We start from the raw sequence: 26,968 nt of genomic DNA, 5'->3' as shown, positions 1-26,968 counted from the left end.
TCCTTGGCCCAGGCTCATTGATCAGGTTCAGCCATGCTTGAGGTTCGCAACGTCTACAAAAGTTACCCCACGCCGCAAGGTTCGCTGCCGGTATTGCAGGGCGTCGACCTGACGCTGGCGGCTGGCAGCAGTCTGGCGTTGATGGGCGAATCGGGCAGTGGCAAGAGCACGTTGCTGCATCTCGTCGCCGGCCTCGACAAGGTTGATCGCGGCAGTATTCACAGCGGCGGACATCGGCTGGAGTCGATGAGCGAGGCGCAACTGGCGAACTGGCGGCGCACGGAGATCGGGCTGGTGTTCCAGCAGTTCAATCTGATCGGCAGTTTGCGCGTCGAGGACAATCTGGCGTTTCAGGCGCGGCTGGCCGGGCGCCATGAGCCGCGCTGGCAGGCGCATCTGGTGCAGCGTCTGGGCCTGGGTGATTTGCTCAAGCGTTATCCCGAACAACTTTCCGGTGGTCAACAGCAGCGGGTCGCGCTGGGCCGGGCGCTGGCGTCGCAGCCGAAATTACTGCTGGCCGACGAACCCACCGGCAGCCTCGATGAAGCCACCAGCGATGAGGTGCTGCGGCTGTTGCTGGAACTGCTCGATGACACGCCGACAACCTTGTTGATGGTCACTCACAGCCCACGGGTCGCGGCGCGTCTGGCGCAGCAAGTGGTGCTGTCCAGCGGGCGCCTGACGTGATGGTTTTCCGGCAGACGTTGCGCGCGCTGCTCAGTCATTGGCGGCGTCATCCGGTGCAGTTTTTCAGTGTGCTGACCGGGTTGTGGCTGGCGACCAGCCTGCTGACCGGCGTCGAGGCGCTGAACAGTCAGGCGCGCGACAGCTATGCGCGGGCCAGTCAACTGATCGGCGGCGAACCGCAGGCCAGCCTGAGTACGCCCGGCGGGGCGACGTTTCCTCAACAATGGTTCGTGGATTTGCGCCGCCAGGGCTGGCCGGTGTCGCCGCTGTTGCAGGGGCGCGTGTTGCTCAAGGGGCACGAAGACCAGCGTCTGCAATTGATGGGCATCGAACCGGTGTCATTGCCGTCTGACTCAGCGGTGGCCGGGCAGGCCATGCCGATTGAACGGGTTGTCGAATTCTTCACGCCACCGGGCAGCACGTGGATTTCCGCCGATACCTTGCAAGCGCTGCAACTGCGTGAAGGCGCCACGCCGCAGACCGTCAACGGGCAGCGTTTGCCGCCGTTGATGGTCCAGAAAGACATGGCCCCCGGCGTGTTGCTGGTCGACATCGGTGTGGCGCAAACCGTGCTCGAACAACCGGGGCAGCTGTCACGCATGCTACTGCCCAAGGATTTTCACGCCGAGTTGCCGGCCTCGTTCAAGGGCCAGTTGCAACTCAAAAGCAGCGGCGAAGAAAACAACCTTGCGCGGCTGACCGAGAGTTTTCACCTCAATCTCGATGCCTTGGGCTTTCTGTCGTTCGTGGTCGGTTTGTTCATCGTTCACGCGTCGATTGGCCTGGCGCTGGAACAGCGCCGTGGCCTGCTGCGGACGTTGCGCGCTTGCGGCGTCAGTGCGCGGATGCTGATCACGTGTCTGATCGTCGAACTCGGGGTGTTGGCGCTGCTCGGCGGCATATTCGGCGTGATCAGCGGCTACTGGCTGGCCAGCGTGTTGCTGCCGGATGTCGCCGCCAGCCTGCGCGGTCTGTACGGCGCGGAGGTGGCGGGGCAGTTGCGTCTGAGTCCGTGGTGGTGGTTCAGCGGCATGGGTTTGAGTCTGCTCGGCGCTTTGCTCGCTGGCGCCAGCAGCCTGTTGCGGGCGGCACGTCTGCCATTGCTGGCGGTCGCCGATCCACAGGCCTGGCACGAACAATATTCCCGCTGGTTGCGTCGCCAGGGTTGGTTGGCGGCGGGCTTGCTGGCGATTGCGCTGGCGGCGCTGGTCTGGGGCAACAGTCTGAGCAGTGGCTTCGTCTTGATGGCCGGGCTGTTGCTCGGCGCGGCGCTGGCCTTGCCGGTGCTGCTGAGCGCAGTGTTGACGCCATTGCTGGGGCGCAGACGTTCGGTGCTGGGGCAGTGGTTTCTCGCCGATTGTCGTCAGCAACTGCCGGCGTTGAGTCTGGCGCTGATGGCGCTGCTGTTGGCGCTCGCCGCCAACATTGGCGCGGGCAGCATGACTGCCGGGTTTCGCCAGACCTTCAATGACTGGCTCGAACAACGCCTGAGCGCCGAGCTGTACATCAATCCGAGCAATCCGGCCCAGTCACGGGAAATGTACAGTTGGCTCAAGCAGCAGCCGAATGTTCGCGCGGTGCTGCCCAACTGGGAGGTCACGGTGACGCTGCAAGGCTGGCCGGCGGAGCTGTTCGGCATCGTCGATCATCCGCATTATCGCCAGCACTGGCCGCTGCTCGACAGCAGTGGCAGCGACCCTTGGGCGCATCTGGCGACAGACGACGCGGTGATGCTCAGCGAGCAACTGGCGCGTCGGCTAAAGGTGCGCGCGGGCGACCGACTGACGATTGCCGCGCCGAATGGCACATGGTCGCCGCGCATCGTCGGCATCTACGCCGATTACGGCAATCCCAAGGGCCACTTGCTGGTCAACAGCAATCACCTGCTGCGCGGCTGGCCGCAACTGACGCCGAACCGTTTCAATTTGCGCATCGATCCGCAGCAGATCCCGTCGTTTCTGAATGCCTTGCAGGCGCGGTTTCACCTGGACGACAGCCGCATCATCGATCAGGCGCGGCTCAAGGGCTGGTCGGTGCAGGTCTTCGAACGCACCTTCGCTGCGACGGCGGCGTTGAACAGCCTGACCCTGGCGGTCGCGGGCGTCGCGTTGTTCATCAGCCTGCTGACGCAGAGCCAGAGCCGTCTCGGCCAGCTCGCGCCGTTGTGGGCGCTGGGCGTAACGCGGCGGCAACTGATGCTGCTCAATCTCGGCCAGACCTGGCTGCTGGCGGTGTTGACGCTGATTTTGGCGTTGCCGCTGGGCATCGCACTGGCGTGGTGCCTCGATGCGGTAATCAACGTGCAGGCGTTCGGCTGGCGCCTGCCGTTGCGGGTGTTCCCGTGGCAACTGCTGCAACTGATGGGGTTGGCGCTGCTGGCGACCTTGCTCGCCTCGGCGTGGCCGCTGTATTCGCTGTACCGCACGCAACCGGCGGACCTGCTGAGGACGTTTGCCCATGAGGATTAAGCTCGTCGCGCTGCTGGCCGCGCTGTTGCTCACCGCTTGTGATCAGTCCGTGTCGGAACAGAAGGGCTTTGCCGGCATGGGCGCGCAGGCGCAGGCGTTCACCCCGGTGGTGCCGGGTCGGCTGTTCAGTTTTCCGGCGGATCACGGCGCCCACGATGGCTTTCGCATCGAATGGTGGTACGTCACGGCGAATCTCAAGGATCAGCAGGGCAACGATCTTGGCGTGCAATGGACCTTGTTTCGCAGCGCCTTGAAACCTGAGGCAGAGCAGGCAGGGTGGGGCAACCAGACGGTGTGGCTGGGGCATGCGGCGGTGACGTCGAGTACGGCCCATCACGCCGCCGAGCGCTACGCGCGCGGTGGCGTCGGGCAGGCTGGTGTGCGCCTGGCGCCGTTCGAGGCATGGATCGATGACTGGATGTTTGCCGGCAAGGCGGCGGACCCGTTGAGCAACATGCAGCTGCGCGCTCGCGATAAGAATTTCGCTTATGACTTGCGGCTGACGTCCAGCCGGCCGCTGGTGTTGCAGGGCGACAAAGGTTTCAGTCAGAAGTCCGAGCAGGGTCAGGCGTCGTATTACTACAGCCAGCCGTTTTTTCAGGCCAGCGGGACGCTGCAGATCGATGGTCAGACTTATACGGTCAGCGGGCCGGCGTGGCTGGACCGGGAATGGAGCAGTCAGCCGCTCACCGCCAATCAGACCGGTTGGGACTGGTTTTCCCTGCATCTGGACAGTGGTGAGCATGTGATGCTTTATCGCATGCGGCAGAAGGAGGGGGCGGCTTATTTGACCGGTACGTGGATCGCTGCGGATGGGCAGATTCAGACGTTGCGTCGTGAGCAGATCAGTCTTGTGCCGCAGGATACGGCTGAGGTTGCCGGGCGGTCGATGCCGGTGAAGTGGTGGCTGCGCATTCCGGACAAGCACCTCGATATCAGCGTCGATGCGCTTAATCGTGACGCGTGGATGGATTTGCGTATCCCTTATTGGGAGGGACCGGTGGGGATTGGCGGGAGTCATGCTGGTCGGGGGTATCTGGAGATGACCGGGTATTGAGCGGGTGCGATTTTCTTGCGGGCAGCCCGATACCCCTGTAGGAGTGAGCCTGCTCGCGATGGCTTTCTTTCAGGCGCTGAGTTTTTTGGTTTTGGGTACATATCCGTTGCTTCGGGTGCTGCGGCTGGCGGTTTCGCCCTTACGGCGAGTCCCTTTTTCAGACGCCAAAAAGGAACCAAAAGGCTTGCTCCTACGTTCGGCCCTCGCAGGCTCGGGTTCCTTCGCTCCGGGATCGATCCGGGCGCAGCGGCTACGGTTTGCTTCGCTGCACCTACGTCCGCTGTGTCTGGCTGCGCCAGACGGTCGCTGCGCTCCCACCCCCGGATCGATCCCTCCACTCAGCCTTCCGACGTCGCCGGTGGATCAAGATCAAGAGCAGGCGAGCTGACACTCGGCCTATTGAGTGGTGAGAAGCGTCGCATGGCTTGGAATTTGTGGTGGGTTTTCCCCTCATCGGAACGCCGCCCGCCCAGCCCTCTCCCGAGGGAGAGGGAGCCGATCTTGGTTGGCTTCGAAATTGGCGTACAACTCGGTATTTCAGGCCGGCGCACCTCGCTCAAACACCACGGTCAGTCCCCTCTCCCTCCGGGAGAGGGCTAGGGTGAGGGGCTTTTGATTTTCGGGCTGTTTCATGTCTCATCCAGCAATTCCGATCCCGCGCCCAGACAAACCGCTCGGAACTCTCCCCGCCACCCGCCGCTCTACCCAGAAACCCGCAAATTTCCGGACTCTCCCATGAGCGACGACTTGCAACCCCCAGACCTGGACACTTGGCAACGCCTGTTCGACGACCGCGCCTATTGGCAGGATTCTCCCGATGCTCACTACCTCGACCTGCAGCGCATCGCCGATGATTTGCTCGGTCAGGGGGCTATCGACCTGGAGCAGTGGCAGCTCCTGCGCGCCAAGGCCGATGATCTGCACAAGGACTCTCCCGCGGTGAATGTTGCCCGCGAACTTGACGACCCCGAAGCTTGAGGACTCGCCCCATGAACACTACCGTCAGCCAGAACGACAATCCCGATGAGCCGCGCCCGGCCGGTGAAACCGAGCGTGACAATGATGCCCTGCGGCCGACCGATCCCAAGCAGCGGCCGAGCAGCAAAGGTACACCGAGCGGCGAATCCACTGCCCAGGAGACCGCGAAGCCGCACACGCGTGGGCCACAAACGCAAGTCAAGCCCTGAACAGCGTCTATGCTCTCTGGCACGCCCGCCGCTGAAGTCGATCTGGCGGCGGGCGTCGCCATTTCATCACAGGGAAAGTCATGCATATGAAGCTCGACGCACTGGCCAAGGCCATCACTCTCGCAACGCTCCTTTCTGCCACCAGTTTCGGCGCCTGGGCTGCCGATATTCCGTTATCTGCCGTCGTTGAGGCCGATACCGTTACCACCAAGGTGCTCGCAGTTGACGCTGCCAGTCACCAGGTTGTGCTTGAAGGGCCCGAGGGCGCGAAGGTCCACGTACAGCTCACCGACAAGGCGAAGAACCTTGCCAATCTCAAGGTCGGCGATCTGGTGAAGATCGAGGTGCAGCGCTCGGTCGCCGCTTATCTCGACACCGATGTGGATAAAGGTCTGCCCGGCACCACCGAGCGCACCGGCGAATTGCGCAAGGCGCCGGGCAGCGATAACCCCGGTGGCGAGGCTTACCGGCAGGTACAGGTGCAGTTGAAAATCAGCAAAATTGATTTGAAATCCAACCAGGTCACCCTCCAGAACCCGTCTGGACAATCGAAGACGCTTGATGTGAAGAAGCCGGAAATCCAAGCGAAGCTCAAGGATTTGAAAGTAGGGCAGAGCGTTATTGTCACCTACACCGATATCCTGAAAGTGACCAGTCAACACGATAGTTGAGTATTAACTCTACAAGAGGATTGTTCTTGTACAAATTTATGTATGAGAACAATCATATGAAATCCGGCTGTAGGAAGTTTCCCGGTAAATATCGAGGCGACACACTTTTTAACTTACCAGTACAAAAATTTCATGTTTAAGCCTGACGACATATCCGCCATCTTCAATTAAAATCCTCTCGGTTCGCCCAGTGTCAGGGCTCTTTACCGGTGCATGGATTGCCAGGCCATTACACTGGGCGGACACCTCTTTGGGGAGCTGTATACAATTTTACGCAACAAAAAAGGGCGACTGATAAGTCGCCCTTTTTTTGTTGCTTCGAATTACACCGAGGCTCGCATATCCGGTTTGCCTTGCTGCCCCTGGAAGCGCTTCAGCGTGGCCTGATACATTTTCGTTCGCCGATGGTTTTCCCCGTAGATCCCTGCCGCAGCGACGGTGCCGGCCTGGATGTGGTCCAGATAGCTGAAGATCTTGCGCGGCGAGAGGAATTTGATGCCATAGCCCAAACCACTCATTCGATCTTGCACGGCATAACCCGGAACTTGCTCGTCCATGCAGAAGTGTAGTCCCAACGATTTCATTAGACGCGCATTCCACAGTGTGCAGAAGCTTTTCAAATGCGTTTCTTTATAAGGCCGCGGCTGTTTCGAGCGCATGCCCAGATGCAGTTTTACCCGACGAACATGGTGCTTGCAGAATCGCGAAGTTAAACGCCACTTATCGCGCAGCCACCCGCGATTGAGTTGTTCGACACAACCCACCGCCGCCATATCCGGCGACTTGGTGCACTCGCGCATCATCATCGCAAATACTTCCTTGTCGTAGACGAAAGTGTCGGTATGCAGCAGAAACAAATAGTCGGTTTCAACTTTCTCCAAAGCCAGATCCAGCGCCTTGCCATGCGCAATATGCCCCGCTTCCTTGCCCGGCGATGGGCGCTCGATCAAGTTGATCCAGTCCAGCGAGCGCAAATAATCGAGGCTGGCATCCGCTGAATCGTTATCGACTACCCACACCGGAATGCGCTGCGCCTGGACGTGCTCGCGCAGCAGCTCAAGGCACATCCGGGTGATGTCCGGGGTTTTGTAATTCACCAGAACGAGGCTGAAATTTGCTGGCGGCTGGCAGGGAAAATCAAAGGCTTGCATGTCGGAGGGATTCATTCACGGCTCATGACGACAGGGTTCATGAGGCGCGATGCTAGCGAGGCAAGCTTAGGTGAAGCTTAATTTGCGGGTGGGGCGGTGCCCGTCAGTTTGTGAGATGCCCCAGAGCTTGCGTCCACCGCAACACCTGTGGGAGCCAGCCTGCTGGCGATGGCGTCAGCCCAGGCAAATCACTGGTGACTGATGCGCCGCTATCGCCAGCAGGCTGGCTCCCACAGTGGATGTGTGTGTTGCCGCAGAGTCTGAGCTCACCGCAAAAACCTGTGGGAGCGAGCCTGCTCGCGAAGGTATCAGTGGTGACTGACACACCGCCATCGCCAGCAGGCTCGCTCCCACAGCGGATTTGTGGTCTGCCGCAGAGTCTGTGTCCACCGCGAGACCTGTAGGAGTGAGCCTGCTGGCGATGGCGTCAGCCCAGGCAAATCACTAGTGACTGACAAACCGCCATCGCCAGCAGGCTGGCTCCCACAGTGGATTTGTGGTCTGCCGCAGAGTCTGAGTTCACCGCAAAAACCTGTGGGAGCGAGCCTGCTCGCGAAGGCGTCAGTTCAGACAAGTCAGTGGCGACTGACCCACCGCTATCGCGAGCAGGCTCGCTCCAGTGAATTTGTGGATTGCCTCAAAAATCAGCGCAATGTGATCCGCAACACCGCGGCGCACTCCTCGATCGAGCGCTGTTGCGTCGCGGCATACAAGCCCAGTTCGTCAATGGTCGGGCGCCCGAGCGCCTGCTCGAAAGCCTGGCGATTGGAGTGCTCGCCGTAGTGCGTCTGCGCCGCGTCGCCGAGGTTTGACTGAAAAATCCCCGCTGCACTCACCGGCAGGAAATCTTCGTACACCAGCGGCTCGGCTTTCACATGGCCCTCACGCAACAAATCTTCCAGCGACGACTCACTGAGACCACTCGCCGCCATGCCTTTTTCCGTAGCGAAATAGCGAAAGTACGCCAGCCCTTGTTCGCGCATGCCCTCGGCGCTGTCAGGGAAGTCGCCAAAGTGTTGAGTCATCAGCGCGTTGTAGCGTGCGGCGTTGCCTTCATTGGGAAACTCGCCCAGTTCATCCCGCGCTGCATTCAGCAAACGGTCGTACAGCGCTCGGCCCGTGGGCGTCAGTGCGGCGCCGCGTTGTTCGATTTCGCCGAAGCGCGCGCTGTGGCTGCCGCGGGTCTGCTGCTGGTCGGTGAAGGCGATCGGCTCGTCCAAGGCCTTGAAACTGGTCTGGCGCAGCAGGATCGGACATTGCCGGCGCGGTGGGCCCTCGATCACCGCTTTGGGGGTGATGCCATGGGCCGGCATCTGTTCCTGCACGCGGTCGATGTCCAGCGTACGCGGGGTCAGGTGGTTGATGTGCGGACCTTTGAAGGCGACGACATCGGCGATCAAACGGTGCTGCGCGCTCAGCGTCTGGTATTGCGCGGCGCTGACGGTGGCGCTGTGGTGCCAGCGAAAGGTTTCCAGTGCCTGTAAGACGAATGCTTCGGCCTCGCTTTCGTTCAGCCCGCCCGCGGTTTCAGCGTGGGCGATCAGGCGCAATGCTTGCGGGGTAAAAATAGATCGCCGAGCCAGCACCGATTCGGCAAAGGTGCGCACGTCGGGATCTCCGATCAGCTCCAGGCGCAACAGCGAGGTGAACACGCGAAACGGGCTGACCTGCAAAGCATCTTCATGCACCGCGCGAAACGCCGTGGAATGCACCGGCACGCCCGCCGGGGTCAGGTCGTAATAGCCCACCGGCTGCATGCCCATCACCGCAAACAGGCGGGCGAGGGTCGCCAGTTCGGTGGCGGTGCCGACGCGGATGGCGCCGTGGCGCTCCATGTCCAGGCGTTCGATTTCACCGCTGCTGTGCAGTTGCCGGGCGACCTCCGGTTGGCGAGCCAGCACGTCACGGTTGGTCTGTTCCACCAACTCCATCAATGCACCGTACAGCGGCACTTCTTCGCGGTACATGTCGGACATCGCTTTGGAGAAGCGCTGGCGGATCAGGTCGGGGCTGACAAAAGGCTGCACGGTCATGAAAAAAATTCCTGCCACGGTCACGGAATGGATAGCGGAAAAGATCGCAGCCTTCGCCCACGCGGGCAAACGAAGAATCCTACGAACTTCATTCTGCCAACGACTGATCCACCAGTTCGATCCAGTGCAACACGCGGGTACGACCGGCGCTGGCCAGATGGCTCTGGCAGCCGACATTTGAGGTGACGATCAATTGCGGTCGGCCGCTCTCCAGCGCGTTGAGGCGATTGTCGCGCAGTTGTCGGGCCAGCACGGGTTGCGTCAGCGAATAGGTGCCCGCCGAGCCGCAACACAAATGGCCGTCCGGTACGGCGGTGAGATTGAAACCGAGACGGGTCAATACCGACTCCACCGCACCGCCGAGTTTCAGCGCGTGCTGCAGGGTGCACGGACAATGCACGGCGATTCGTTGTTCGCTGGCAGCGCACACCTGTTCCAGTGGTTCCTGCGCGAGGATCTGCACCAGATCCAGCGTCCGCTCGCTGATGTACCGTGCCTTGACCGCATAAGCCGGATCGTTTTCCAGCAAATGCCCGTAATCCTTGATGAACGCGCCGCAGCCGCTGGCGGTTTGCACGATCGCTTCGGCGCCGCTCTGCAGATGCGGCCACCACGCATCGATATTGTGTCGGGCGCGATCGAGGCCTTTGGCTTGGGCGTCGAGGTGATAATCCAGCGCGCCGCAACAACCGGCCTCCGCAACCGGGGTGACACTGATGCCGAGTCGATCCAGCACTCGCGCCGTCGCATCGTTGGTATTCGGCGACAGCCCCGGTTGCACGCAGCCTTCCAGCAACAATACGCGGCGCGCATGCCGAGGAGCCGGGCGCGAAACGTTGCCTGACACCGCTTGCGGCAGTTTGCTTTCCAGCAAACGCGGCAACAGCGGGCGAAACGTCGCGCCTACCCGCAGCAGGCTTTTGAACACGCGCGGATTTGGCGCCAAGGCCCGTAAGCCCTCACGCAACAGTCGCTGCGCCGGCGGGCGCGGCACGGCCTGATCGACCACCGCGCGGCCAATGTCGAGCAGGTTGTGATAGTCGACGCCGGACGGGCAGGTGGTTTCGCAATTGCGGCAGGACAGGCAACGATCAAGATGCAGTTGTGTCTGCGCAGTCGCCGGCGCGCCTTCGAGCACTTGCTTGATCAGATAGATGCGCCCACGCGGGCCGTCGAGTTCATCGCCGAGCAGTTGATAGGTCGGGCAGGTCGCGTTGCAAAAACCGCAATGCACGCAGGTGCGCAGAATCTTTTCCGCCTCGGCGGCTCGGGGCAGCTGTCGCGCTTGTTCGCTGAGGGTGGTTTGCATGGCTAGAACTCCGCGTACATTCGCCCGGGATTGAACAGCCCTTGCGGATCGAGTTGCGCCTTGAGCTGGCGGTGATAGCGCAGCAGCGTCGGCGCCAACGGCTGGAACGGTGTGTCACGGGCACCGTGGCTGAAACAGGTGGCATGGCCGCCCAGCGACTGGGCGAGCGCATGAATGTCAGCGCTGGCGGACTTCAACCAGCGTTGCGCGCCGGCCCAGTCGATCAATTGCTCGCCAGGCAGCTCCAGCGGGCTGAGATTGTTGGGTAGCGACAGGCGCCACAGCGGCAGGCCTTCATCGAAAAAGGCCAGGCGATGCTCGTTCAGATCGCTCCAGAAAATCGAGTCCAACGGTTCACCACCGAGGCGTTGATGCGCCGCGGTCACCGAACCTTCGCCGCCCTCAAGGCGCAAATAAAGACTTGTGCCATCGTGACACGCCGCACTGATCGGCAGCGGTTGCTGACCCCACTCGGCAAGTTTGCTCAAGGCGCGGGTGCAGTCGATATCCAGGCGAATGCTCAGGCACTGGCGCGGTTTGGGCAGGACCTTCAGCGAGACTTCGGTGAGCACGCCAAGGCAACCAAAACTGCCGGCCATCAGCCGTGACAGGTCGTACCCGGCGACGTTTTTCATCACTTCGCCGCCAAAACGCAAGTGCTGACCGAGACCGGTGATGACTCGCGTGCCGAGCACGAAGTCGCGCACCGAGCCTGACCACGGCCGCCGCGGGCCCGATAAACCTGTCGCGATCATGCCGCCGACAGTGGCGCTGTCGGTGAATGCCGGTGGTTCGCACGGCAGCATTTGCCCGGCGCTGTCCAGTGCTGAAAGCAGCTCTGATAACGGCGTCCCCGCGCGCGCGGTGATCACCAGTTCAGTCGGTTCGTAGCGCACGATGCCGCAGTGGGCACGGGTGTCGAGCACTTCACCCGCCACTTCGCGACCGAGAAACGCCTTGCTGTTGCCGCCCTGGATTTTCAACGGTGTGCGATTGGCGCGCGCGGCGTTGACCTGATCGAGCAGGGCGCTGGCGCCGTCGAAATCGGCCATCAGAAACGCTCCAGCTCGGGGAATGGCAGTTGCCCGGCGTGAATATGCATCGCGCCAAATTCGGCGCAGCGGTGCAGGGTCGGAATGTTCTTGCCGGGATTGAGCAGACCTTGCGGGTCGAATGCCGCTTTCACTGCGTGGAACAGGCTCAGCTCGTCACTGTTGAATTGCGCGCACATCTGATTGATTTTCTCCCGGCCAACCCCGTGTTCGCCGGTAATGCTGCCGCCGACCTGCACGCACAGTTCGAGGATCTTGCCGCCCAAGGCTTCGGCGCGCTGCAGTTCGCCTGCTTGGTTGGCGTCGAACAGGATCAGCGGGTGCATGTTGCCGTCGCCAGCATGGAATACGTTGGCGACGCGCAAGCCGTACTCTTCGCCAAGCCTTGCGATGCCTTGCAGAACACCGGGCAATTCCCGGCGCGGAATGGTGCCGTCCATGCAGTAATAGTCCGGCGACAAACGGCCAATCGCCGGGAAGGCATTCTTGCGCCCGGCCCAGAAACGCACGCGTTCGGCTTCGTCCTGCGCCTGGCGCACTTCAGTCGCACCCGCCGCGAGCATGACCTCGCGCACCCGCTGGCAATCGTCATGCACATCGGCTTCGACGCCATCGAGTTCGCACAGCAGAATGGCCTCGGCATCGACCGGGTAGCCGGCGTGGATGAAGTCTTCGGCGGCGCGGATGGCCAAGTTGTCCATCATTTCCAGGCCGCCGGGAATGATTCCCGCCGCGATGATTTCGGCTACCGCGCGGCCAGCCTTTTCCACTGAATCGAAACTCGCCAGCAGGACTTTCGCCACTTGCGGTCTGGGCAGCAACTTGACCGTGACTTCGGTGATGATCCCCAGCAGGCCTTCGGAACCGGTGAACAGCGCGAGCAAATCGAAACCTGCCGAATCCAGCGCATCGGAGCCGAGGGGCAGGCGTTCGCCTTCGATGGTCAGCACTTCGATTTTCAGCAGGTTGTGCACGGTCAGGCCGTACTTGAGGCAATGCACGCCGCCAGCGTTTTCGGCGACGTTACCGCCAATCGAACAGGCGATCTGCGAGGAGGGATCCGGCGCGTAGTACAGGCCAAACGGCGCGGCGGCCTGAGAGATCGCCAGATTGCGCACCCCGGGCTGGACCCGCGCGGTGCGGGCGGCGGGGTCGATATGCAGAATATTGTTGAACCGCGCCATCACCAATAGCACGCCCTGTTCCAGCGGCAAGGCGCCGCCGGACAAGCCGGTGCCGGCACCGCGCGCAACCACCGGAACGTTCTGTGCGTGGCAAAGTTTGAGCAGGCTCTGCACCTGCTCGAGACGCCGGGGCAGGGCGACCAGCATCGGCGTGGTGCGATAAGCGGAGAGGCCGTCGCATTCGTAAGGTTTCAGTTCCTCCTCGCGCCACAGCAGGTCGAGGTCAGGCACGGCTTGTTGCAGCGCCTTGAGCAGTTCGGCCTTGTCCACCGGCGGCAGCGGGCCGTCGAGGCGCTCGTCGTAAAGGATGTTCATCTCAGCTCCAGGCCCCGCCGCTGATCGTTCCTACGCTCCCGCGTGGGAATGCCTCTGGGGACGCTCTGCGTCCAGTGACGCGGAGCGTCACGGGCGGCATTCCCACGCAGAGCGTGGGAACGATCAGGACCAGGACGATCAGGGAAAGTTGTCATCGCTGGCTTCCAAGAAATTCCTGATACAGGCGTGCGCTATGCGTCGGCTGCTCGACCATCGGCATGTGCCCGACGTGGTCCCAGACGTCCACGCGCAAATTGGCGATGCCCTTGCTCCAGACCGGCACGCTGCTGACGTCGATCAAGCGATCCTTGCGTCCCCACAGCAGCAGCGCCGGGCAGCGGATTTGCGCCAGTTTCGGTTCCATTGGTGGACTGGCGTGGAAGTCACGGAAGATTTCTTCCAGTTCGTCGCGTTGCTGCACGTAACGCTGAGCGATGGCGTCGAGCACAACCTTCGGCACCCAGGGCGGCGAGGCCATGGTCATTGCGTATAGATAGCGAAACTCTTCGCGGGAATTGACCAGAAACGGGTTGTGCCCGCGTGCCAGATGTCGCTCCATGTCGCTGGCCTGCGGCGCGGTGACGCCCGCCGGATCGATCAGCGCCAGCGAGGCGATTCGCTCGGGATAAGTTGCCGCCAGCCACGCCGCCAGGTAGCCGCCCATCGAGTTGCCGATCACATGCACCTTTTCCACGCCGCAGACGTCGAGCAACTGGATCATGCGTTTGGCCTGCAGCGGAATATCAAAACCGCCACCGGCCTTGAAGCCGGTTTCACCATGGCCGGGCAAGTCCGGAATGATCACTCGATACTGCCGCACAAAGTGCCGGGAGAAACGCAGCCACAGATTCTTGTCGGCACTGAAACCGTGCAGCATCAGGATCGCACTGGCCGCTTCGTACGGCCCGCCCTGCCAGGTCGACACCGTCATCTCGGCGATCGGCACTTCGATCTTGTGCAATTTATACAACCTGGCCTCGATGGCCATGCTCAGGTCATACAGCCAGTGCCCGATCGCCGGATAACTCAACCAGCTCCAGGCCACGAAAACCGCGAGGGCGACAAACAGCAAAAGCATCGACGTCTTCCTTTTACGTGTTCAGGACAGAATGTGGTCGGCGGGTTTCAGCGCCCGGGTCAAACGGTAGTAGCTGAAACTGAAGCCGGGAAACATGGCGATCACATGACCGCTCTTGCTTTGATACCAACTGTGGCAACCACCGGACTTCCACACCGTGCGCTGCATTTCCCGGTGGATCATTGCAGTGTAGGTACGTTCTGCGTCGCGGCGCACTTCGATGCTGCGCAACCCTTGATCGCGCACGGTGCGGATGCAGTCAATGATGTAGTTCATCTGTGATTCGATGATGAACAGCGCCGAGGTATGGCCGATGCCGGTGTTCGGGCCGGTGACGATAAACAGGTTGGGAAAGTCCGGCAGGCTGGTGCCGAGATAGGCGCGCGGATATTCGGCCCAGACATCGCCTAGCTGCACGGCGTTTTTTCCGCTGACCGGGTAGGAAATCACCCCGTCGGTGGCGTCGTAACCGGTTGACCAGACAATCAGATCCGCGTCGACATGCTGGCCGTCTGTGGTGTTGATCCCGGTTTCGTCGATGGAAGCGATGCCTTGTTCGCGGCTGTGCAAGGTGACGTTCGCGCGCCTCAGCGTCGGGTAGTAAGTACTGGAGACCAGCACGCGTTTGCAGCCGATGGTGAAGTCCGGAATGAGTTTTTCCCGTAACTGCGGGTCCGGCACCTGTCGTTTGAGAAAGCGCAGGGCGTGCTGCTGCACCATGTGGATCGCCGGTTTCGAATACTTGAAGGCGATCACGCGGGTTTCGAACTGCCAGTAGATCAGCCAGCGCAGCAGTTTGTAGGCGGGTTTACGACCGAGCAGCCAGCGTTGAATCGGTCCAAATAGGCGATCGGCGCGGGGCAGTACCCAATGCGCTGTGCGCTGGAAAACGTGCAAATGTGCCACTTGCGGCGCTATCGCGGGAATCACCTGGACCGCGCTGGCGCCGCTGCCGACGATGGCCACGCGTTTACCGCGATAGTCGTAGCTGTGGTCCCAGTTGTTTGTATGAAAAGTCTTGCCCTTGAAGCGATCCCGGCCCGGGAAATGTGGGATCACCGGCTGGCTTAACGGTCCGCTGGCGTTGATCAGGAATTGCGCGTAGTAGACGCCTTGGCAGCTGGTGTGGACGGCCCAGCGTTTTGCCGACTCGTCCCATTCGACGCGCTCGACATTGGTCTGCAGCTCCACGCGGTCACGCAAATGGAACGCGTCAATGACATGCTCGGTGTAGCGCTGCAGTTCGGCCTGCCCGGCGAACATCTGTGACCAGCGGTAGGGCGCGAACGACAGCGAATACAGCGGCGACGGCACGTCCACCGCTGCGCCGGGGTAGGTGTTCTGGCACCAGGTGCCGCCAAAGAAGTCCCTGCGCTCCAGCAGGCGAAAATCGTCGATCCCGGCCTTGAGCAGGTTGACCGCCGCACACTGGCCGCCAAAACCGCTGCCGATGATCAACACTTGGTAGGTGCGCATGGGCCTCCTTCTTATAGTTGTTTTTCCATTTTGCTCCTTTCATGTATAGCCAAAAATTCGCCCGGTGCGCGGCCTTGATGTCGCGCTATTCAGCCCGCTGACCGGTGATGGCGGATTAACGTCGCCCTGATAGACTCCCATCACATCCGCACAGCGGAGTGCGTGATCGAGGTCCTTATGGGAAATGCGGGAGGAAAGGGACTTTCAGTCGCCAGGAGGCTCTATACATCGCGAATCCTCGGGCTGTTGCTTGGGCTGCTGTGTGTGTCCGTGGCGATGTATGCGCTCGATCCGCCGCTGTGGGTCTGGGCACTGATGTTCTTCAACGGCTTGGTCTGGCCACATCTGGCGTTTCAATGGGCGCGCCGCTCGCGTGTTCCCTATCATGCAGAACACCGAAATCTGTTGATTGATGCTTTTTCCGGCGGCTTCTGGGTTGCCGCGATGCATTTCAATCCATTGCCCACGGCAGTGACCATTTCGATGATGGCGATGAACAACGTCGCGATCGGTGGCGCACGCTTTCTGTTGGCAGGCTCTGCTGCGCAATTGCTTGGGGTCGGCGTCGGGCTGGTAGTTTTCGCCCCGGCATTCGTCCCGCAAACTTCGCCTGCGCAGATGTACGCGTGTTTCCCGTTATTGCTGCTGTATCCGTTGGCGCTGGGCTGGATCTGCTTTCGTCAGGCCTACAATCTCGGCCGGCATAAACGCGAACTGCTCGCCCTGAGCCGCACCGACAGCCTGACCGGGCTGCTCAACCACGGCGCCTGGAAAGATCAGCTGGAAATCGCCTTTCAGCGCTGCCGACGCCAGCAGCAGGGCGCGGCGATTGCGTTGATCGACATCGATCATTTCAAGACGATCAACGACACCTACGGCCATGTCGCCGGCGATATCGTGTTGCGCCAGTTGAGCAAATTGCTCAAGCACAACCTGCGCGCGACGGACGTGGCCGGACGCTATGGCGGCGACGAGTTCTGCGTGATCCTGCCCGAGTTGCCGCTGTTCAACGCCGCCCAGGCCATGGAAGCGTTGCGCGAGCGTTTCGCAATTCTGGGCTATGAGCAGAATCCGGCGCTGAAGGTCAGTTTGAGCATTGGCCTGGCGGCTTACGATCCGACCCATGCCGACGCCACCCGCTGGCTCAATGAGGCCGATCAGGCGCTGTACGAAGCCAAGGCGAGCGGGCGTAATCGGGTGATCTGCAATTGCGACGAGCAGCCTCGCCAGGCGGTGCTCGACTCCGTCTGATCGCCTGTCCCATATCCCTTGTAGGAGTGAGCCTGCTCGCGATGGCGTCGTGTCAGCTGGCATCAATGTCGGCTGACACGACGCCATCGCGAGCAGGCTCACTCCTACAGGGGGTTTTGTGGCGTTGGTTAGGTCAGTGTCGCATCCGGTGTAGAGCCTCGCGCCGATGTCGGGTACGGTTAAAGGCCCCGTACGCGAAACAAGGACCGCTTCATGACGTTCTCATTTCCTCGCTCCCTGCTGGCCGCCAGCCTCGGCCTGTCTCTGACCCTCGCTGCCACCGGCGCCTTCGCCGAACCGCACAAGCAAGTGCTCGCCGATGCCGAGCAGTACCAGCCCGAAGCGCTGAAGCTGCTCGAGCGGCTGGTCAATATCGACTCGGGTTCCGGTTACGAACCCGGTCTCAAGCAAGTCAGCGACATTGCCATCGATGAGTTGAAAAAGCTCGGCGCGACGATCGAGCTGGTGCCGAACACGCCGGATAAATCCAGCCATGTACTGGCGACGCTGAAAGGCACCGGCAAGGCGAAAATCCTGCTGATGGCGCACATGGACACCGTTTTCAAGGAAGGCTCGGCGGCCGAGCGGCCGTTTCACATCAAGGACGGCCGCGCCTACGGGCCGGGAGTGATGGACGACAAGGGCGGTATCGTCGCCGGGATTTATGCGTTGAAAGTGCTGAAGAACCTCGATTTCAAAGACTACGCGCAAATCACCTTCCTGCTCGACGCCAGCGAAGAAACCGGTTCGGACGTCGCCACCGACCTGATCAAGAAAACCGCCAGACAGCACGACGTGACCCTCAACCTCGAGCCGGGCCGCCCGGCCGATGGCCTGGTGGTGTGGCGCAAGGGCAGCGCGACGGCGCTGGTCGAAGTCAAGGGCAAAGCCGCGCACGCTGGCGTCGCGCCGGAACTGGGGCGCAACGCCGCCATGGAAGCAGCGCACCAGATTCTGCAACTGGGCAAGCTCGGCGATGAGGCGAAGAAGACCACTATCAACTTCACCGTGCTCAATGCTGGTGACCGCACCAACGTGATACCCGCTCAAGCCACCGCCAAGGCTGACGTCCGCGCGGCGGTGCCCGAAGAATTCGACCGGATCGAAAAGGACCTGGCGCGGGTTTCCCAGGACAAGTTGATTGCTGATACCGAGGTGAAGACTTCGTTGGAGCGCGGCTTGCCGCCGATGCCGCAAACGGCGGAGTCGGATCGCCTGATGGCCATGGCCCAAGGCATTTACGGCGAGATCGGCCGCAAACTGACCGAAGAGGGCAGTGGCGGCGCGGCGGATGCGAGTCTGTCTGCCGGGGTTGGCACGCCGACGCTGGATGGCTTTGGCATTGTTGGCGGCAATATCCATACGCCCGAGGAATACGCCGAAGTGGCGAGCGTGGCGCCGCGGATTTATTTGTTGTCGCGGATGATTATGGAGTTGGCGAAGCCGCAGTGAAGGGGGATCGTTCCCACGCTCTGCGTGGGAAGGATCATTAATGCGGTGTCACACGTCGGCACAGATTCAGAGCAACCCCCAATCAGTTCCCTCTCCCCCTGGGAGAGGGCTAGGGTGAGGGGCTTTTGTTTTGGGCATCACTCCTTGACGCTCATGTACTCCTTGGCCCAGAGGATGTATTCCTCCGGCTGGGTATAGGTGTGGGTCAATTCCGTTGCGCTGAGATCAGCGGCCTGAGTGAAGATCTGCCGTTGCTCGCGCAGGCTGTCGTAAGTCGCTTTGATCGCCGCAAAGTAAGCGCCATGCCCGTCGATGGTCACGCGCACGCCGAGTTCGGCCAGGCGTTTGTCGTCGCGCAGCGCCGGGTTGCCGTAGGTCACCAGCATCAGCGGTACGGTGAGGTGCTCGGCAATCTGCTCGAGCTGATCGAAGTCTTGTACACCGACCATGCAGATGCCATCGGCGCCAGCCGCTTGGTATTGGCGGGTGCGGCTGATGATTTCCTGGTTCGGCAGAATGCCGGCATTGGTGCGGGCGATAATGGCCATTTCCGTGTCGACCCGGGCTTCCAGCGCCGCGCGGATCTTGCCGACGCCTTCGGCGACGGTGATCAGGTCGGTGGATTTACGGCCGAATTGCGCCGGCAGCAAGGTGTCTTCGATGGTCAGTGCAGCGACGCCGGCACGTTCCAGTTCGACGATGGTGCGCATCACATTCAGGGCGTTGCCGTAGCCGTGGTCGGCATCTGCGATCACTGGCAATTGGGCAACGCGGCCGATGCGGGTGGCTTGTTCGGCGAACTCGCTGAGGGTGATCAGGGCAAAGTCCGGGGCGCCGAGGACCTGCAACGAGGCCACGGAACCGCCGAGAATCCCCACTTCAAAACCGAGATCGGCAGCAATGCGCGCGGACATCGGATCAAACACCGAGGCCGTGTGGTAGCAGGTGTCGGAGGCCAGCAACTGACGGAAGTTACGGCGCAAATCTTGATGAGAAAGCCTGGTCATTCGAGTTCCACCAATACCAAGGAATGGAACGGCTTGAACAAATGTGTCAACGCCGAAGAATGAAAAGGCTATCACGCGAATGGGTCAATGATCATGACGAATTTGCACCAGCAGCACGGTTGACGTGCTGTTTGCTGAAAGGATTTACCCTAGTGGTGGCGACGGTCAGGCTGCCACCGCCTGTTGCTGTTGATTCGGCAGCGTGACCGCTCGTACCGAATTGCCCGGTTGCAACTGCAGTCGTTTGGCGGTGAGGCGGTCGATCACCAGGCTGCTGCCGACCCGGCGCGCACGGGCTACGGTGATGCGGCAGTTTTCCAGCCGACGGTTGTGAATCAGCCACAACGGTGCCTGTTCGTCCGGGCTACCGAGGCTCAAGGTCAGCTCCGCACTGTCGCGCACGGTGCGGATATTGCGCAGCGGTGCTTCGATCACCGGGCCACCGTCGAAGATGTCGATGTAGCCCTTGTGGGCGAAACCCTCAGCCTGGAGGATCTTCAGCGCCGGCTCGGTGTTCGGGTGCGCCTGACCGATGGCGGCCTGGGCTGCTTCAGTGAGCATGCAGGTGTACAGCGGCTGGCGGGGCATCAGTTCAGCGATGAAGGCTTTGTTGCCAAGCCCGGACAAGTGGTCGGCATGGCTGAAGTCCATCTGGAAGAAATGGCGACCGAGACTGTCCCAGAACGGCGAACAGCCTTGTTCATCGGCGCTGCCACGCAGTTCGGCAATCATCTTTTCACCGAACAGGTGCGGAAATTCCGCAGCGAACAGCAAGCGCCCGAGCGAGAGCAGGCGACCGTTGCTGCCGAGGCGCTGGTCATGGCTCAGAAACAGCGAGCACAGCTCGGATTGTCCAGTCAGTTCGTTGTTGAGGAACAGTGTCGGGATCTGCCGCTGGATACCGAGGTCCGGCGCCGAACTCACCGTTATACCGACCCGATAGTTGTACCAGGGCTCGCGCAGGCCGACGGCCCCGGCCATCGCACTGACGCCGACCACGCGCATCTCGTCGTCTTCGAGGACAAACAGATAGTCGGCATCGGCGCGTTCCACCTGTTCGGCAAACGCCCGTTGCGCCCAGCGCACGCGATGAGTCAGGCGCTCTTCATTGGCCGGCAGGGTGGTGAACCCCGGGCCAGCCTGTTGCACCAGGGCCATCAGAGCGGGCAGATCGCTGACTTTTACCGGGCGGACAATCATCCTGTCACTCCTTCTGCGCGCCTGTTCGGGCGTTGTCGTTGGTTGTGGATCCGGGCGGGATTCACAGGGCAATCAGCCGGATCGGGCTGCCATCGCGCACGTTCAGCGCCGCGCACATCGCGGCGGTGAGAGCCAGCGGTTGATCGGGGTGGTAATCCAGCTCGGCGACGATGGCGCGGAAACCGTGCAGCGCGTCGTTGCTCAGCAGAAAACGGCCACGCGCATCGATATGCGCCTGTTGCCGCACGCGGGCAATCTGGCTGTGGGTGATCGATCGAATGTTGGCCGTGCGCGCGTAAAGGGTCGGGCCGGCATCGAACAGATCGATGTAGCTATTGGTCTCGAAGCCTTCGCGTTCAAGAATATCGAACGCCTCCTGACCATCCGGATGGACGCGACCGATGCAGTCCTGCGCCGCGGGCGGCAGCATGGGCACGTAGATCGGGTATTGCGGCATCAGTTCGGCGAGAAAGCGACGGCTCTGCAGCCCGCAAAGGCGTTCGGCCTCGGCGTAGGGCAGGTCGAAAAAGTGCTTGCCCAGTGCGTCCCAGAATGGCGAGTGCCCGTCCTCGTCGCTGTAACCGACGATTTCGGTGATCACCGCTTCGGCAAAGCGAGGCGCGTGGGCAGCGATGAACAGCAGTCGTGCCCGTGACAGCAACTCGGAAAAAGGCGTGCGCACCAGCGCCGCGTCGATGTGGAAGCCGCGCAGCAGGGTGTGATCGTTGAGGTCGTGGCACAGCGACAGCGCCGGCACGCCGTGTTCGATGTTCAGCTCCCGCGATGCGCTGGTGAAATGACGGTTGCGCAGGCTGTAGAACGGCTCGTCGTAGCCGGCGGTGGCGAGGATTTCCGAGCAGCCGCGCAAGCGCTGGCTGTCGAGGTCTTCAAGCACGAAGCAATAACTCTCCGGGCCATGCGCTGCCGCAGCGCTGGCAAACGAGGCGATGGACGCGTCGATTTTCTCACGCAGGCGTTCGCTGTCGTCCGGCAGCGAGGTCACGCCCAGCAGGCTGTCGCGGGCCAATTGTTGGAGCTGGGGCAGGTCAGTCTGCTCGACCGGGCGTAAGACCAGCATGGATGTACTCCTGTATCAAAAGGTTCGGCGATGGCGCCGAACCTGACTATCACTGTCGGTTTCCACGCAATAAATCGGCAGTCGCCTGATTCGTTGTCAGACGCTGCTCTTTTTCTTGTCAGCCGTTGCTCGGGTCCGGCAGCGCGGTGCTGGCCCCGAATTTGTTTAGGAAGAACAGGTACACCAGACCCAGGGCAATCCAGATCAGGCCGAGTTTCTGCGCATCGACGCCCATGTTGTACATGATGGCCGCGACGATGATGAAACCGACCACCGGGCAGAGCAGATGACGCACGATCTGACCGGATTTCCGCCGACGCCAGTAGTAGTTGATCACGGTCAGGTGCAGCAGCATGAAACCGCTCAGTGCGCCGAAGTTGACCAGCGAGGTCAGGGTGTCGACCGAATTGATGAACAGGTAGCAGATCACCAGCGACAGCACGGCCACCAGGTAAATGCTCAGGTACGGCGTGTTGTGTTTCGGGTGCACCTTGGCCAGCACTTTCGGCAGCTTGCCGTCGCGGGCCATGCCGAACAGCAGACGCGATACGGCGGCTTGCGAGGTGATCGCCACCGCCACGCCCCAGGCCAGCGCCGTGGCGACTGCGGTCAGGGTCGCGAGCCAGCTGCCGGCGGCGATTTCGGCAATTTCATAGAACGCGGTGTCGGCGGATTTGAAACCCATGCCCGCCGCCAGATCGGTGGCAATCCAGGTTTGTACGACGAAAATCACCCCCATCACCAGCAGGGTCAGCAGCGCCGCTTTGCCGACGCTCTTGCCCGGATCGCCCTTGATTTCTTCGGCAAGGGTAGAGATTGCGTCAAAGCCGAGGAATGACAGCACGGCAATCGACACCGCTTGCATCAGCAGGGCGAAATTGAAGGTTTCCGGATGATACAGCGGCGCCAGCGTCAGCTCGCCGTTGCCGCCACCGTTGTGCAGGGCATTCCAGGCGTATAACAGGAAAATCCCCAGCACCACCAGTTGCGCGAGCAGGAAGACGATGTTCATTCGCGCGGTGAAGGTGATGCCGCGCAGGTTGACGAACGTCGCGCTGACCAGGAACGCCAGAATGAAGCCGACCTTCGGAATGTCCGGATACAAATGGTTTAACGCCATGGCCGCGTAGACGTAGAGCAGCGGCGGAATCAGCAGGTAGTCGAGCAGCATCAGCCAGCCGGCGATGAAACCGACGTGTTGATTCAGCCCGCGTTGCGCATAGGAATACACCGAGCCGGCGATCGGAAAGGCCTTGGCCATGCTGCCGTAGCTCAGCGCGGTGAACAGCATCGCCACCATGCCGATGATGTAGGCCAGTGGCACCATCCCCGGCGCTTCGGCGTTGACGTAGCCATACACACCGAAGGGGGCGATGGGGATCATGAAGATCATCCCGTACACCACCAGGTCGGTCAGCGTCAGGCTACGTTTCAACTCTTGTTTGTAGCCGAATTGTTCAATTTCCATGAAGCCTACCTCCTTGTCAGCCAATCGGTCGGTGTAGTTGTTTTCGGTCCGTCGTTTACAGCGTCAGCGATGTTTCGTTACTGCCATATCTATTACAGCAAGGGCGCGAGGTAACCGGCCCAGCGCGACACGGCTGCGGGGCTGCGCAGCAGGTCGTTGCGCACCTCGATCAGCACCGAGTCCAGACCACGGGCGTCGCCATGCACCGGCACGGTCATGTCGCCCAGCGGGTCGATGCGGTATGGCTGATTGCCGGCCACTTTCAGCGGATGCGCTTCGAGACCGTCGAGCAGGCGTTGGGCATAGGTCTTGGCCTGGCCGAACAGCACGCCGGCTTCCAGCGTTCGGGGCTGGCCGTAATACACCGGGGTGAAACTGTGAATCCCGACCACCCGCACAGGTTGCCCGTGGGCAATGCGTTCGTCGATCAACGTTTGCAAACGCGCGTGGAACGGCTTGAACAGCATCTGCCGACGGTACTCACGAGTGACTTCATCAAGTTCGCGATTGCCCGGCACCTGATAGATCTCGCTTTGCGCCGGAATGCTGTCCGCGGCATGCCGGGGCCGGTTCAGGTCGATCAGCAGCCGCGAATAGTTGGCGCTCAGCAAGGTCGCGCCAAGTTGTTCGGAAAGCTGTTCGGCCAGTTGCAGGGCGCCGATGTCCCAGGCGATATGTTCCTGCGCCGCGGCCTCGTCCAGGCCCAGATTGTTCAGGGCAGCGGGAATGTAGCGGCTGGCGTGTTCGCACACCAGAATCAACGGGTGTGGCGAATCCTCGCGGATCAGGTTGTAAGCCGGGCGGGTGTACAACCCGTGCTCGGTGGATTCAGTACAGGCGTGCATAGTGCTCACACAAGTCAGCGGGCGAGAGCTGTTCCGTCAGCGCCAGTTCCTCGGTTTTCAGGGCGTAATAGGTGTCGAGCAATGGCTTGGGCAGCCACTCGGTGAACGCGGGGCTGTTGCGCAGGCATTCCAGCGCCTGCGCCAGCGAGGCGGGCAGGGCGACAATGCCCCGGGCCTTGCGTTGCTCGTCGTTGAGTGAATCGGGGATTTCATCGGTGATTGCGTTCAGCGCCAGACGCTGTTCGATGCCCAGCCGTCCGGCAATCAGCAACGCGGCCATGGCCAGATGCGGCGAAGCGGTGGCGTCCATCGCGCGGAATTCCACATTGAACTGCTGGGCGACGGACTTGCCGCCAAGGCTGACGGTCGGGCAGATGCGCAGCGCTGCTTCGCGGTTTTGCTGACCCAGACACGCATAGGACGCGCTCCAGTGATGCGGCTGCAAGCGCTGGTAAGACACCGGCGTCGGCGCGGTAAACGCACACAGCGCCGGCAAATAATGCAGGATCCCCGCCGCCCAGTGTTGGCCAATGCTCGACAGGCCGTTACTGGTGCCGACGTCGTACAGCATCGGCTGGCCTGCCAGATCGAGCAGGCTGACATGCAGGTGCACGCCGTTGCACACCGCGTCAGCGTTGGTTTTCGGCGCGAAGCTCAGGTCCAGACCCATTTGCCGGGCGATCTCGCGGCTGATCTCGCGCACGTTCACTGCTCGATCGGCTGCCGCCACGCCGAGGGCCGGGCGACAGGTGATTTCGTATTGGTGCTTGCCGTATTCAGGCAGAAACATCTCCGGCTCGACGCCACCGGCGCGCAACGCGCTGAGCAGCCAGCCGCCAAACTCGGCGCCCTGACGCTGGGCCTGGAGCGAGAAAGCCAGATGCTCGGCAACCCCGGCGTGCAGGTTGAATTCGTGTTCGAACGCTGCGTTGACCTGCAGGCCCAGATCATCGCGATAACGCTCGATTTCGTCGCGCAGCAACGTGCGCGGGCAAGCGCCCCACGGGCGGCCATCAGTTTCGCGGATATCGCCGTGGAGGAAATCCAGTGCCGGGGCATTGGCGTCCGGGCCATTGCTGACGGTGACGCGGCTGCTCAAATCGGCAATCAGCCGCAAGTCACCATACGCACCCCATGGATTGGTCGAGGCGATGATGTCCTGTGGCGTCAACGCGCTGTTGGCCGGCACCCAGCCGCATCCGGTGGCTTGGTAATGCTCCAGTTCATCGGTAGGAAACGAGCGGCCACGGGTGATGCCGATCAGGTCCGTGGTGACCAGCGTGGTCAGCGGCAGCGGTGTCAGGCGCGCGCTCATGCGGGCATCTCCTGCAAGCGGCCGAGCACGGTGTCGCTGTCGGTGATCCAGCAGTAACCCTTGATCGCGTTGAGGCAGGCGTGATGGCGTTCGGCGCTGTAGGTGGCGCAGGCATCTTCCACCAGCGTGACCAGATAACCGCGGTCAGCAGCGTCGCGCACGGCCATGTCGACGCATTGGTCGGTGACGATGCCGGCGATGATCAAATGGCGGGTTTCGAGGTTGCGCAGGACGTAGTCGATGTTGGTCGAGTTGAACACGCCGGAAGAGGTCTTCGGCAGGACGATTTCGTTTTCCGCCGGGGTCAGTTCAGCAATGATCTGCGCCTGCGCGCTGCCTTTGGGCAGGTGCATGTCCGAGAGTTTGTGATCGAGCGAGCGGTCGCGGCCGTCAGCGGTCAGGCTTTCGATGATCGTGTGCAGGACGTTCTGCCGGGCCTGCCGAAACCCCGCGAGCAAGCGTTGCTGGTTGGGCACCACCTGGGTGCGTGCGCGGCTGAGGAAATATTCGGCGTCAGGTCCCGTCAAGTGGGCGTCGAACTGCGGTTCGAGCCAGGCACGCTGCATGTCCACCAGCAACAGTGCGGTGTGGTCGCTGACAAACGGCAAGTCCCTCGGCGAGCGGTGGGGAAGGCTGAACATCCTTATTTATCCTCCAGCAAATGGGTGTTGAAGTCGTTGCGCAGGGCATCGATGCCTTCCAGGCGATCGGCCAGATTTTCGGTGCGCAACGTCAGGCAGGCGATCAGCGCCTCGACCTGCGCCAGCGCCGGGACCATGGTGTCGAACGGCGAGGCCGATTCGACCGGGGCGCTGATGATCAGGTCAGCCAGCTCGCGCAGCGGCGAAGCATAGATGTCGGTGAACAGCACCACCCGGGCATTGTTGTTTTTCGCCGCACTGGCGACGCGCAACGCCTGGGTCTGGTAGCGGCGATAGTCGAACAGCAGCACCACGTCCTGGCGTTGCAGATCGAACAGCCGATCGGGCAGTTGCGCGTTGTCCTCCAGCGCAAAGCAACCGGGGCGCAACAGCCGCAAGTGGTTGAGCAGATAGGTAGCCATCAGGCTGCTGAAGCGTCCGCCGAAGCAGTACACCTGATGCCGCACATCGAGCAGCCAGTCGGTAAGGATGCGCACGTCTTCAGGTTGCGTCAGCGATTGGGTTTCTACCAGCAGGCGATGGCTGTCGCCCAGGTAGTGGCTCCAGGCGTCGTCCTTGTGTTGCTGGGCGCGTGGTTGTAACAGCGTGCGCGGCGAGCGCAGGCGATGGTCCATGTCACTGAGCAGAGCGTCCTGAAATTCGGCATAACCGCCGAAACCGAGTTTTTTTACCAGACGCACGATGGTCGGATCGCTGACCCCTGCGTGTTCTGCCAGCCGCGCCATCGGCCCCAGGCCATTACGCGGGTACTGATCGAGCAAGGCGCGAACGACTTTACGCTCCGACGGCGTAAGATCCAGGCCGGGCTCGGTGATCAGGTCTCTTAGAGGGGGCATCCGGGCTCCTGCTGGATGATGGGGTGTTGAATCTGCTTCATAATCCGTTAAAACAGTATTTATGTAAGTGACGCTACATGTCTAGCGAATTTTTCGGCGTGTTGAAACGGCACCAAAACAGGGCGAGACGCCCGTGTAACAAGGGCTTCACGAATGTCGACTGGTCCTGTAGTCCATTGCCCATAC

23 protein-coding genes are annotated in these 26,968 nt (G+C 61.5%); 8 read left to right on the top strand and 15 right to left on the bottom strand.

Annotated features, from left to right (window positions below):
• Nucleotides 1–33 precede the first annotated feature (33 nt).
• From J3P75_RS17430 to J3P75_RS17405, 6 genes are all read left to right on the top strand, one after another.
• Nucleotides 34–687 carry an ABC transporter ATP-binding protein gene (locus tag J3P75_RS17430; RefSeq protein ID WP_434707604.1) on the top strand — a complete coding sequence of 218 codons (654 nt, stop codon included), beginning with the start codon at nt 34–36 and terminating at the stop codon, nt 685–687.
• Nucleotides 684–3,155, top strand: coding sequence for an FtsX-like permease family protein (locus J3P75_RS17425; protein ID WP_434707603.1), 2,472 nt, complete (start codon nt 684–686; stop codon nt 3,153–3,155). The genes J3P75_RS17430 and J3P75_RS17425 overlap by 4 nt, the downstream gene beginning before the upstream one ends.
• Complete coding sequence (locus tag J3P75_RS17420) at nt 3,145–4,212, top strand: lipocalin-like domain-containing protein (RefSeq protein WP_434707602.1); 1,068 nt, start codon at nt 3,145–3,147, stop codon at nt 4,210–4,212. The genes J3P75_RS17425 and J3P75_RS17420 overlap by 11 nt, the downstream gene beginning before the upstream one ends.
• A gap of 735 nt (nt 4,213–4,947) precedes the next feature.
• The gene (locus J3P75_RS17415) at nt 4,948–5,190 is read left to right on the top strand and encodes a hypothetical protein (protein ID WP_434707601.1); all 243 of its coding nucleotides are present in this window, start codon (nt 4,948–4,950) and stop codon (nt 5,188–5,190) included.
• 11 nt (nt 5,191–5,201) lie between these two features.
• Nucleotides 5,202–5,399 (top strand): hypothetical protein, encoded by a 198-nt coding sequence (locus J3P75_RS17410; protein ID WP_203421576.1) that lies wholly within the window; start codon nt 5,202–5,204, stop codon nt 5,397–5,399.
• 86 nt (nt 5,400–5,485) lie between these two features.
• A complete protein-coding gene (locus J3P75_RS17405) occupies nt 5,486–6,070 on the top strand; it encodes a hypothetical protein (protein ID WP_434707600.1) in 585 nt (194 codons plus the stop codon).
• 323 nt (nt 6,071–6,393) lie between these two features.
• Here the strand turns inward: J3P75_RS17405 and J3P75_RS17400 are convergent, their stop codons facing one another.
• The 7 genes from J3P75_RS17400 to J3P75_RS17370 form a co-directional block, all read right to left on the bottom strand.
• The gene (locus J3P75_RS17400; RefSeq protein WP_434711329.1) at nt 6,394–7,221 is read right to left on the bottom strand and encodes a glycosyltransferase family 2 protein; all 828 of its coding nucleotides are present in this window, start codon (nt 7,219–7,221) and stop codon (nt 6,394–6,396) included.
• A gap of 644 nt (nt 7,222–7,865) precedes the next feature.
• Nucleotides 7,866–9,254 carry a 2-oxoadipate dioxygenase/decarboxylase HglS gene (hglS, locus tag J3P75_RS17395; RefSeq protein ID WP_434707599.1) on the bottom strand — a complete coding sequence of 463 codons (1,389 nt, stop codon included), beginning with the start codon at nt 9,252–9,254 and terminating at the stop codon, nt 7,866–7,868.
• An 88-nt stretch (nt 9,255–9,342) separates the two neighbouring features.
• On the bottom strand, nt 9,343–10,563 hold the full coding sequence (glcF, locus tag J3P75_RS17390; protein WP_434707598.1) for a glycolate oxidase subunit GlcF: 1,221 nt from the start codon (nt 10,561–10,563) through the stop codon (nt 9,343–9,345).
• A 2-nt stretch (nt 10,564–10,565) separates the two neighbouring features.
• A complete protein-coding gene (gene glcE / locus J3P75_RS17385; protein WP_434707596.1) occupies nt 10,566–11,615 on the bottom strand; it encodes a glycolate oxidase subunit GlcE in 1,050 nt (349 codons plus the stop codon).
• Nucleotides 11,615–13,114, bottom strand: a complete 1,500-nt coding sequence (gene glcD, locus J3P75_RS17380; RefSeq protein WP_434707595.1) for a glycolate oxidase subunit GlcD — start codon at nt 13,112–13,114, stop codon at nt 11,615–11,617. Before glcD ends, glcE begins: the two co-directional genes overlap by 1 nt.
• Nucleotides 13,115–13,265: 151 nt before the next feature.
• Nucleotides 13,266–14,192, bottom strand: coding sequence for an alpha/beta fold hydrolase (locus J3P75_RS17375; protein ID WP_434707594.1), 927 nt, complete (start codon nt 14,190–14,192; stop codon nt 13,266–13,268).
• Nucleotides 14,193–14,213: 21 nt separating this feature from the next.
• Complete coding sequence (locus tag J3P75_RS17370; protein ID WP_434707593.1) at nt 14,214–15,668, bottom strand: flavin-containing monooxygenase; 1,455 nt, start codon at nt 15,666–15,668, stop codon at nt 14,214–14,216.
• Nucleotides 15,669–15,845: 177 nt separating this feature from the next.
• Here J3P75_RS17370 and J3P75_RS17365 point away from each other — a divergent pair, with 177 nt between their 5' ends.
• Nucleotides 15,846–16,919: a diguanylate cyclase gene (locus J3P75_RS17365; protein WP_434707592.1), complete on the top strand. Its 1,074-nt coding sequence runs from the start codon at nt 15,846–15,848 to the stop codon at nt 16,917–16,919.
• A gap of 213 nt (nt 16,920–17,132) precedes the next feature.
• Nucleotides 17,133–18,371 (top strand): M20/M25/M40 family metallo-hydrolase, encoded by a 1,239-nt coding sequence (locus J3P75_RS17360; protein WP_434707591.1) that lies wholly within the window; start codon nt 17,133–17,135, stop codon nt 18,369–18,371.
• 137 nt (nt 18,372–18,508) lie between these two features.
• Here J3P75_RS17360 and J3P75_RS17355 read toward each other — a convergent pair whose 3' ends face one another.
• The 8 genes from J3P75_RS17355 to J3P75_RS17320 all read right to left on the bottom strand — a co-directional run bounded on the left by J3P75_RS17355 (nt 18,509) and on the right by J3P75_RS17320 (nt 26,782).
• Complete coding sequence (locus tag J3P75_RS17355; protein ID WP_024012471.1) at nt 18,509–19,378, bottom strand: isocitrate lyase/PEP mutase family protein; 870 nt, start codon at nt 19,376–19,378, stop codon at nt 18,509–18,511.
• A 165-nt stretch (nt 19,379–19,543) separates the two neighbouring features.
• Complete coding sequence (astA, locus tag J3P75_RS17350) at nt 19,544–20,578, bottom strand: arginine N-succinyltransferase (RefSeq protein ID WP_434707590.1); 1,035 nt, start codon at nt 20,576–20,578, stop codon at nt 19,544–19,546.
• 61 nt (nt 20,579–20,639) lie between these two features.
• Nucleotides 20,640–21,656, bottom strand: a complete 1,017-nt coding sequence (locus J3P75_RS17345) for an arginine N-succinyltransferase (RefSeq protein WP_434707589.1) — start codon at nt 21,654–21,656, stop codon at nt 20,640–20,642.
• 118 nt (nt 21,657–21,774) lie between these two features.
• On the bottom strand, nt 21,775–23,124 hold the full coding sequence (locus J3P75_RS17340) for an APC family permease (protein WP_434707588.1): 1,350 nt from the start codon (nt 23,122–23,124) through the stop codon (nt 21,775–21,777).
• 92 nt (nt 23,125–23,216) lie between these two features.
• Nucleotides 23,217–23,969 (bottom strand): N-formylglutamate amidohydrolase, encoded by a 753-nt coding sequence (locus tag J3P75_RS17335; protein ID WP_434707587.1) that lies wholly within the window; start codon nt 23,967–23,969, stop codon nt 23,217–23,219.
• Nucleotides 23,953–25,284, bottom strand: coding sequence for a glutamine synthetase (locus tag J3P75_RS17330; protein WP_434707586.1), 1,332 nt, complete (start codon nt 25,282–25,284; stop codon nt 23,953–23,955). The genes J3P75_RS17335 and J3P75_RS17330 overlap by 17 nt, the downstream gene beginning before the upstream one ends.
• Nucleotides 25,281–25,925, bottom strand: coding sequence for an isochorismatase family cysteine hydrolase (locus J3P75_RS17325; protein ID WP_434707585.1), 645 nt, complete (start codon nt 25,923–25,925; stop codon nt 25,281–25,283). Before J3P75_RS17325 ends, J3P75_RS17330 begins: the two co-directional genes overlap by 4 nt.
• A gap of 2 nt (nt 25,926–25,927) precedes the next feature.
• On the bottom strand, nt 25,928–26,782 hold the full coding sequence (locus J3P75_RS17320) for a MurR/RpiR family transcriptional regulator (RefSeq protein WP_203421592.1): 855 nt from the start codon (nt 26,780–26,782) through the stop codon (nt 25,928–25,930).
• Between the last annotated feature and the right edge of the window lie 186 nt (nt 26,783–26,968).

Source organism: Pseudomonas sp. R1-1 (genome assembly GCF_051132135.1).
In the GTDB taxonomy this organism is placed as follows: domain Bacteria; phylum Pseudomonadota; class Gammaproteobacteria; order Pseudomonadales; family Pseudomonadaceae; genus Aquipseudomonas.
The sequence above is the reverse complement of the archived record's forward strand: the minus strand, read 5'-3'. Positions and strand labels throughout refer to the sequence as shown.